Source organism: Aquiflexum sp. (assembly GCF_041749095.1).
Classification (GTDB): Bacteria; Bacteroidota; Bacteroidia; order Cytophagales; family Cyclobacteriaceae; genus Aquiflexum.
On the sequence record NZ_JBGTCA010000184.1, the window covers coordinates 1 to 8,823 of the forward strand.

At 41.1% G+C, this 8,823-nt stretch carries 8 protein-coding genes; 4 read left to right on the forward strand and 4 right to left on the reverse strand.

Going from position 1 to position 8,823, the window contains the following annotated elements:
* The 3 genes from ACEW8O_RS08980 to ACEW8O_RS08990 form a co-directional block, all read left to right on the forward strand.
* A partial coding sequence (locus tag ACEW8O_RS08980) for a sodium:solute symporter family transporter (RefSeq protein WP_373494289.1) occupies positions 1–978 on the forward strand: 978 nt, incomplete at its 5' end.
* Positions 979–980: 2 nt separating this feature from the next.
* Entirely contained in the window at positions 981–2,852 is a 1,872-nt protein-coding gene (locus ACEW8O_RS08985) for a 6-phosphogluconolactonase (protein WP_373494290.1), read from the forward strand.
* 143 nt (positions 2,853–2,995) lie between these two features.
* Positions 2,996–4,396: a Fic family protein gene (locus ACEW8O_RS08990; protein ID WP_373494291.1), complete on the forward strand. Its 1,401-nt coding sequence runs from the start codon at positions 2,996–2,998 to the stop codon at positions 4,394–4,396.
* Between the two features lie 21 nt (positions 4,397–4,417).
* Here ACEW8O_RS08990 and ACEW8O_RS08995 read toward each other — a convergent pair whose 3' ends face one another.
* Complete coding sequence (locus ACEW8O_RS08995; protein ID WP_373494292.1) at positions 4,418–4,936, reverse strand: DUF4440 domain-containing protein; 519 nt, start codon at positions 4,934–4,936, stop codon at positions 4,418–4,420.
* Between the two features lie 39 nt (positions 4,937–4,975).
* Complete coding sequence (locus tag ACEW8O_RS09000) at positions 4,976–6,001, reverse strand: Gfo/Idh/MocA family protein (RefSeq protein ID WP_373494296.1); 1,026 nt, start codon at positions 5,999–6,001, stop codon at positions 4,976–4,978.
* Between the two features lie 70 nt (positions 6,002–6,071).
* Here ACEW8O_RS09000 and ACEW8O_RS09005 point away from each other — a divergent pair, with 70 nt between their 5' ends.
* On the forward strand, positions 6,072–6,449 hold the full coding sequence (locus ACEW8O_RS09005; RefSeq protein WP_373494293.1) for a VOC family protein: 378 nt from the start codon (positions 6,072–6,074) through the stop codon (positions 6,447–6,449).
* 150 nt (positions 6,450–6,599) lie between these two features.
* On the opposite strand, the gene fdhD is transcribed toward ACEW8O_RS09005, so the two are convergent.
* Positions 6,600–7,451, reverse strand: a complete 852-nt coding sequence (gene fdhD / locus ACEW8O_RS09010) for a formate dehydrogenase accessory sulfurtransferase FdhD (RefSeq protein ID WP_373494294.1) — start codon at positions 7,449–7,451, stop codon at positions 6,600–6,602.
* Positions 7,448–8,823 (reverse strand): molybdopterin-dependent oxidoreductase (locus ACEW8O_RS09015; RefSeq protein WP_373494295.1); only part of this gene is annotated, 1,376 nt, incomplete at its 5' end. The genes fdhD and ACEW8O_RS09015, both read right to left, overlap by 4 nt.

The following is an 8,823-nucleotide window of genomic DNA, read 5'->3' on the forward strand; positions in this document are numbered from 1 at the left end:
TCAGGTGGAATTTCTCTTCTATACATTACTTTCGGTGGGCTTTGGGCGGTTGTGATCACAGACTTTACCCAATTCATTGTTCAGCTTTTGGCAGGTGTAGTGATGTTTGTGGCGGTATTACAATATATGGATGGGTTTGAAAGTATCTTGACCATTTGGGATCAGCTTCCTGCTGAAAACAGTCAACCTTTCAACGAACCATACGGTGCCGGTTTTGCCCTGGCTTTTTTATTCATCAATTTCCTTTCCTACAATGGAGGTCAATGGAATCTGGCTACCAGGTATATTTCATCTCCTTCCGAAAATCAGGCCATCAAAGCAGCAAGACTTTCGGGGATTTTATACCTGATTTGGCCCTTGATTTTATTTTTCCCCATGTGGGCAGCACCGATTTTATTACCTGATTTGATTGACCCCAGTCAGTCTTACGGCGAACTTACGCTGTTGCTCTTACCATCGGGTTTGGTAGGATTGGTCATTGCTTCCTTATTTGCCAATACCATGTCCATGACCTCCTCAGACATCAATACCATTTCCGCAGTGATCACACGGGATATTTTGCCCACGTTTTCGGAAAAGTTCGGTCATGGCAAATCGTCATTGGCAATTGCCAGGATTACCACATTCATTTTCACCAGCATGACCATACTGATCGCACTTCAATATGAATACTTTGGTGGAATACTGGGCTTGATTATTTCCTGGTTTGGTGCTTTGGTAGGCCCGATTGCCATCCCAATGCTTTTTGGGCTAATCCCCGCTTTCAGGTCCTGTGGGCCGATTGCAGCCATTGGATCTATATTTTCAGGATTGTTGACATTTATTTTGACCAAAAACATTGAAATCAGTAGTTTGGCTTTACAGGTCAGTTTACCTTTGATAGTATCTGCCATAGTCTATGTAGGTATCGGATTGATCCAGATTAAAAAGGTTCCGGAAAATGTTAAATCGCTTCTTAAATCCATAAGTCAAGAATAAAAATGGAGGTAAATGTTTTCGATTCGAGGAAAGAAATGGGTAAGGCTGCAGCAAAAGCTGTGGCATCAAAAATCCTTGAACTTCTGGCCAAAAAAGAATGCATTAGGATGGTATTTGCAGCGGCACCTTCCCAAAATGAGTTTCTGAAATCTTTGCTCAACATCATGGATATCCCCTGGAACAGGATCATAGCATTTCATATGGATGAATACCTTGGACTTCCAAAAGAACATCCCGCTCTTTTTGCCAATTTTCTCAAAAGGAAAATATTTGGTCATATCCCATTTAAGGAAATACACCTGATTGATGGCAACAATGATCCAGGGGCAGAATGTCTCCGGTACGCGGCCCTTATTGAGGAATCACCTATTGATATTGTCTGCATGGGTATAGGTGAAAATGGACATATTGCTTTCAATGATCCTCCTGTAGCAGCATTCGATGATCCTGCTACAGTAAAAAAAGTAGCACTTGATGCAGCATGCCGGCAGCAGCAGGTAAACGACGGCTGTTTTCCCAATCTGGAGGAAGTCCCGAAACATGCCCTGACCCTTACCGTTCCCGCACTGTTAAATGCCGATTTTATCTCCTGTGTTGTGCCGGGTAAAAACAAGCAAAAAGCTTTGACTCAGGCGCTTTCAGGCTCTATAGAAACCCTTTGCCCTGCTTCGATTTTGAGGCTGCATGGGAACTGTCAGCTTTTCACTGATAAAGATTCGTATCCGAATCCCGTCACTAATGGTAATGAGAAAGAACTGATCGGGGAAGATTGTATCTCAGGAAATCTGGCTTTCTTAAATTCCTCCGGGAAGTATTTCCTGACCAGAATACGACCTTTGGCAAGCTATTTTAATTCAAAGCTAATTTTTGGTCCTGGACTGGTGGATTTGCAGGTAAACGGAGTCAATGGGGTCGATTTCAACAATGAAAAAGTTACCGCAGAAGAAATATTAAAAGCCACCCAATACCTGCTTGGCAAGGGAGTAACTGTTTTTTTTCCAACCCTGATAACCAATGAAAAAAATAAGATCCTTCAAATCCTTAAAACTTTCCGTCAGGCCGTATCCCAAAATTCTTTGATCTCCTCCTGCATTGGTGGTATTCATTTGGAAGGTCCATTTATCTCTTCACTTGATGGGGCAAAAGGTGCACATGATGCTAAATACATTCAAACCCCAAACTGGAAATTGATCGAAGAATTTCAGGAAGCTTCAGGTGGAATGATAAAACTGATCACTCTGGCACCTGAGTTAGATGGGGCATTAGGCCTGATCAAAAAATGTCGTGAATCAGGAATAAAGGTAACCATTGGGCATACCCTGGCAACTAATGAGGAAATATCCAGAGCTGTGGAAGAAGGTGCAAGTCTTTCCACCCATTTGGGCAATGCGGTTCCTTTGATGCTTCCCCGTCATCCCAATTTACTGTGGGACCAATTGGCCCATGATGAATTATTTGCCAGCCTGATCGCAGATGGTTTTCATTTGGGAGAGTCTTTTCTGAAAGTAGTTTTAAAAACCAAATGTGAAAAGGCTTTTTTGATAAGTGACAGTACGATGTTTTGTGGAATGGAAGCCGGAGAGTATCGCACTCATATCGGAGAACGAGTGATACTGGAACCAAACGGAAAACTGTCATTGAAGCATGGAAATGGCCTTTTGGCCGGAGCGTGCAAAAATTTAATTGAGGGAGTACAATTTCTAATTGACAAAAACTTGAAATCGCTTTCAGAAGCTTGGAAAATGGGGTCAATTATTCCCAATACTTTTGCGGATTTGGATCAACGAAATGAGGTGGTTGTTTTTTCTTTGGAAGGGGAAAGTCAGATTCAAGTTCAAAAAGTTATTAAGGAAGGCAAAGTTGTCTCTCAGTAAAACTTAAAATAAAACACCTCGTGATTTTAGACCTTTTTTAAAACCGTAGTAAAACTTTTGTCGTGAATTAAAAAAAAGTGTCGTTTAATTTTATTACCTGAAATATTGTCGTAAATTTGACGTGAATAATAAAATTTGCGACAATGGTAAATATATCCACGAAACGAGATCTTCTGGTAATCAAAGGAATAATAGAGAGATTCCCTTATGGTGCTTCTATTGAGGATATCCTTCATGGTGATGGGGTGGATTTGGAGTTGAGGACTTTGCAGCGCCGTCTCAAAAAACTGAGAGAGGAAGGAGAGATTTATGCCTCAGGGGGATCGAAATCCACCAAATACCATATTTCCTATGATCTAAGTATGGTCATGGAAAAAGAGCAGGAAAGACTTATACGTCCCAAAAAGGAGGGGATTTCTATTTCCAAAGAAGGGAAAGGTATTATCAGCTATTTGTCAAAACCACTTGCGGAAAGAAAAAAGGTCGGTTACAATTTGAACCTTTTGAGATCTTACAGACCAAATTTCGATGCTTATCTGGCATATGATGAAATCCACAAATTGACTGTCCTGGGTCAGACCAATAATAAAAATCAACCTGCCGGTACCCATGCCAAGGAAATCCTGAACAGGTTGTTGATTGACCTGTCCTGGAACTCAAGTAGGCTGGAAGGTAATACCTATTCTTTGTTGGATACCCAAAGGTTGATTGAATTGGGTGAGTCTGCTGAGGGCAAATCCTTGGAGGAGGCGCAAATGATCATCAATCACAAGGATGCGATTGAGTTTTTGATCCAATTGGGTGAGGAAATTGACTTCAATAAGTATATCCTATTGAATCTTCACGCTTTATTGGCTGATAACCTGATGCGGGATCCTAATTCAATCGGTATGCTGAGGTCTATTCCGGTTGGCATTTATCAATCGGCTTATACTCCGCTGTCCATCCCACAATTGATAGCTGAGCAGTTTGATCTGATATTGGAAAAAGCAAAAGCCATTGAGAATCCCTTTGAACAGGCATTCTTCATGATGGTACACCTTCCATATTTGCAGCCTTTTGATGATGTCAATAAAAGGACTTCCCGATTGGCGGCCAATATACCCTTGTTCAGGCATAACCTATCTCCGATTTCCTTTGTGGAGGTTCCAAATGAACTTTATACGCAGGGAATTCTTGGGGTTTATGAATTAAATCAAATGGATCTGTTGAAGGACATCTTTATGTGGGCTTATGAGAAATCTGCTGTTCGCTATGCAGCGATTCGACAGAATGTAAGCGAGCCGGATCCTTTTAGGACCAAATACAGGGATGAAATCAAAAGTCTGATTACTGAGATCATCTCTGGAAATATGAGTCCGAAAAAAGGTTCTGATTTGATCAAATCAAAAGCCGCAAAACTTCCGAAAGAAGATCGTGACAAGTTTGCGGAATTTGTGGATGGTGAATTACTTGCCATCCACGAAGGGAGTTTTGCAAGGTTCAGGGTTTCTCTTTCTGAATATAGAAATTGGAAATCCAGATGGTTCCCATTGGCAGGCTGATAATACAGCCTGCTGATGGGATTATCTTGACAATTTGGAAGGAACTTCACTGACAGGAGCATCCCATACAATTTTCCAATCCCCGTCAAATTTTTCCCAAAGCACTACATAATTGCCTTTGTCTGAAAAGGCAGGCATGGGCGATTGAGAATAAGGTTCAAAGTTCAGGGTATATTTTCCAAGTTCTACTGCAATAGACCCACTGATTTTGATATCCTGGGTCCTGCGATTAAAATCCCATTTTCCAGCTTTCAAGGATTGTATCCACCAATCGGTAAATGCCTGTTTCCCTACCACCGGAGATAAATTGGGTGGAAACTGTACCACATTCGGTGCAAATGCAGAAGCCAAAGAATCCACCATCCCTCTTTTATACCAAGATTCGATCTGGGTATTTTTCTTCTTAATGATAGATTTTATTGCTTCAATATTTTCAGGATCACCATGGTTTTGACTGGTTTTTTGTTCCTGGCATCCCCATAAAATGATCATCCCTAGCACGAGGCCGGTTATTTGTAGAACTTTTTGATAATTATACATTTTGCGCTGTTTTTAAAGGATTATATTATTAATGGCCTGTTACTTATTTTGAGCTTTTCCCATCATATCTTTGATGAAAACACTTTTTCCGCCCAACCTCTTGCTTTCATCCGCAGCCTCCATAAAAGCGAGGATTTCTAGGGTTTCTTCCGGTTGTACCGGAACAAGTCCGGTATCAAAATATTTCACAATTTCCACCAGCAAGGGTTCGTATCCTGCATAAGGACCCAAGACAACATTCCCTGATTCGGTAAATGCCATTCCTCCATAATTATGTTTGCCGGATCTTGTACCTCTGAATGTCCCTATCCGACCATCTTTCCAAGTTCCGACCACCACATCAGTATCTTTGGTACTGACCCTTACCACGGATTCACAGCCTGTTCCCATCACGGTAAACAATATCTCCACCCCGTGAATGCCATACCAGAACAAGTCAGGATGCGTAGGTTCCAATACCGCAGGACTAAATGCGCTTGCCCCAACAACTGATTTTTTATCGATTTTATCTACTCCTGTGATATACCGTAAGGACGAGGAAGAAAAAACGGGAATTCTATACTTATCGGCTGCTTCAAAAATCGCTATCGCATCTTTTAGTGAAGCTGTCATTGGCTTATCAATGAACATCCTCTTTCCGGCTTTGAAAACTTCCATTGCCTGTTCTAAATGGCGTTTCCCATCATTGGTTTCCAATAAGACCACATCCACTTTATTCATAAGTTCAGCAATGGAACTCACTATTTCAACTCCCGTTTTTTTGATCTCCTCGGTGTAACCGGGAATTCTATCCATGCTCGACTTGATATCCCTGCTGCCGTAAGGATAGGCAGCTACCACATGGTAACCAAGGAAATCTTTAGAATCTTTATGTCCGTTCAGCACTTTGGTGAAGGCAATGCTATGGGAAGTGTCCAAGCCGATGATACCAACTCTTTTGCCATTCTTTGTTGATTTGATTTCGGAAAAAACAGATCCTGGAATCATTGATAAACCCAGTCCTGCGGTCAGTATGGAGGTGTTTTTGATAAATTCTCTTCTTGGAAATAAATCTTTATTGGCCATATCTTTATTGGTGTTATTATATAGTTTATGCTCCAATTTATTTAAATTTATTGTTTAAACCCAAACATATATGAAACACGTGGTCGTAGGCTGGTTTGAAATACCTGCCTCAAATATGGAAAGAGCAATGGCCTTTTATGAAAATGTCTTTGACTGCAAATTGGATAGGCACAAAATGGATGAAATCGATATGGCGTGGTTCCCTTGGGACCACACTAAAAGTGGTGCCGGTGGAAGCCTCGTCAAAAATGAAAAATACTACAATTCAAGTACTGAAGGGGTTTTGGTTTATTTTTCGAGTACTGATGTGGCAATCGAACTTGAGAAAGTTGAACCCGCAGGAGGAAAATTATTACAGAGAAAAACATTGATTTCAGAGGATATAGGATATATGGGATTGTTTCTGGATACCGAGGGTAATAGGATAGGGATTCATTCTTTGAAATGATTGGAAATGTGGTTATCGGCTTTCTTTCCAATTGAAATTTTTTTTTGGGGACGGAAGACCGAAGACGGAAGACGGAAGAAGGTGTCATTTAATTTTCTAGCCTAAAATTTGGTTTGCTTTACCGATACCAAAAGATAGGAAACTATTTTCCTAATCCGGAAATAGAACCCGCTCTTTTCCTGAATAGATATTGAAGCTGCCGCTTTTTAAAAAACCTATAAGGGTAATTCCTTTTTCTTCTGCCATTGAAACGGCCAAACTTGAAGGGGCACCTACTGCTACCAAAATGGGAATTCCTGCTTTGATGGATTTTTGGACCAATTCAAAACTTATTCTGCCACTCAGCATCACCAAGTGCTGATCTAAAGGCATGATGTCATTTTCCAATGCGGCACCTACCACTTTATCAAAGGCATTGTGGCGACCAACATCTTCGCGAAGAATCAATAACTCCCCATTTGAACTGAACAATGCCGCTGCATGCATCCCCCCAGTATATTTGAAACCTACCTGGACTTCCAAAAGCCTTTTGTTCAAAAGAGAAAAGAGTTCGGATTTGATTTTAGGTATCCCGGGTTCCATTTTCACTCCCAATGTGCTAATGGAATCAATGGCGCTTTTGCCACAGATACCACAACTGGAATTGGTCAGAAACTGCCGGTCTAAGCTTGTCGGATCAAACTCAACCGAAGGATCGAGTTTGACGATCAACACATTTCCTTTTTCTTCTGGTTTGACTTTTTTGCAATACCTGATCAATTGGATATCATCTCTTTTTTGAATGATGTTTTCTGCCAATAAAAATCCGGTTGCCAGTTCAAAATCATGACCGGGAGTTCTCATCGTCACTGTAAGGGCTTTTTCCTTCCATGCCTCCCCTTTACCAAATTGCAATTTGATCTGTAAAGGTTCTTCAACCGCCAAAAGATCGTTTTTGGATTCCAGCAGATTATCATTCCAGGAATTGATTTTGACCCAAGTTACCGGAGAATCTGTTTTCATCGGATACCGGATTTTTTGATCGATACCTCCACAAATTTGGATGCAGGGCAAAAGGATTCGGGGGATTTATTGTCTATGGCAACCAATACATTCCCCTCAGGAAAATAAACCCCAACACAACCTTTGGATATCTGATATGGTACCACTTGGAAATCTCTTAATTCTCTTTTTTGCCCATTGAAATGGCCAGTGATATCCACAAAATCTTCTGATGCAACTCCAATGGTTTTCATATCATCTTCATGCATCATAACTACCTCCCTACTGTTTTTGATTCCCCGATACCTATCATCAAAACCATAAACAGTCGTATTGAACTGGTCATGACTTCTAACAGTCATCAAAATAAAATTCCCTTTTCCGATTTCATTTTGGGGCAAGGGATTGACAGTGAAATGGGCTTTCCCATCCTGGGTTTGAAACTCTCCTTCCCGGTTGCAATTGGGCAGGTAAAAGCCTCCTGCTTTTCTGACTCTTTGATTATAATCCTCAAAACCGTCAATCACAGCTTCTATTTTTTCTCTGATAAGGTCGTAATCCTGAGCTAATGATTTCCAATCTGTTTTGCTTTTGTTTTTCAATGTTGCCTGTGCAATTCCACAGATGATTTCCACTTCGCTCTTGAGATTCGGAGAAACCGGTGGCAGATCTCCCATGGACATTCTTACCCTTCCTCCGGTATCTTCGGTACTTACAAATTGTGAGCCTTTGGTACTTACATCCGCATCTGTCCTCCCCAAACAAGGGAGAATAAGTGCTGCTTTTCCATGGATTAAATGACTCCTGTTGAGTTTGGTGGAAACATGGGCTGTAAGATCACAGTTTCTCAGTCCCTCAAAAACCAGGTTGGTATCAGGTGCCGCCAAACAGAAATTACCTCCCAATCCGAAAAACACTTTGACCTTATTTTTGGCCATGGCTTTAACTGCCTCCACCGTAGAGTTTCCATGTTTTCTGGGAGCCTTAAATTCAAATTCCCTTTCCATCCTATCCAAAAAAGTATCCGGCATTTTTTCCCAAATCCCCATAGTCCTATCTCCCTGCACATTGCTGTGCCCTCTGACGGGAAGGGTGCCTGCTCCTTTCTTTCCAATAGATCCTTTCAGTAATATTAAGTTGACGATCTCCCTGATGGTATCTTCTGCATTCCGGTGCTGGGTAACTCCCATTGCCCAAGCGATGATGATTTTTTGATTGTCTCTGAGCAATGCTGCAGCCTGAAATACCAAATCAGGTTCCAGTCCACTTTGTAAAATCAATTCCTCCAGATTTGATTGTTCCAATTCCTTAATCAAATCTTCAAAGCCTGTAGTTTTTGATTTAATAAAGGCATGGTCAAAAACTTTTCCACTACTTTTCAAATCCTCCTCAT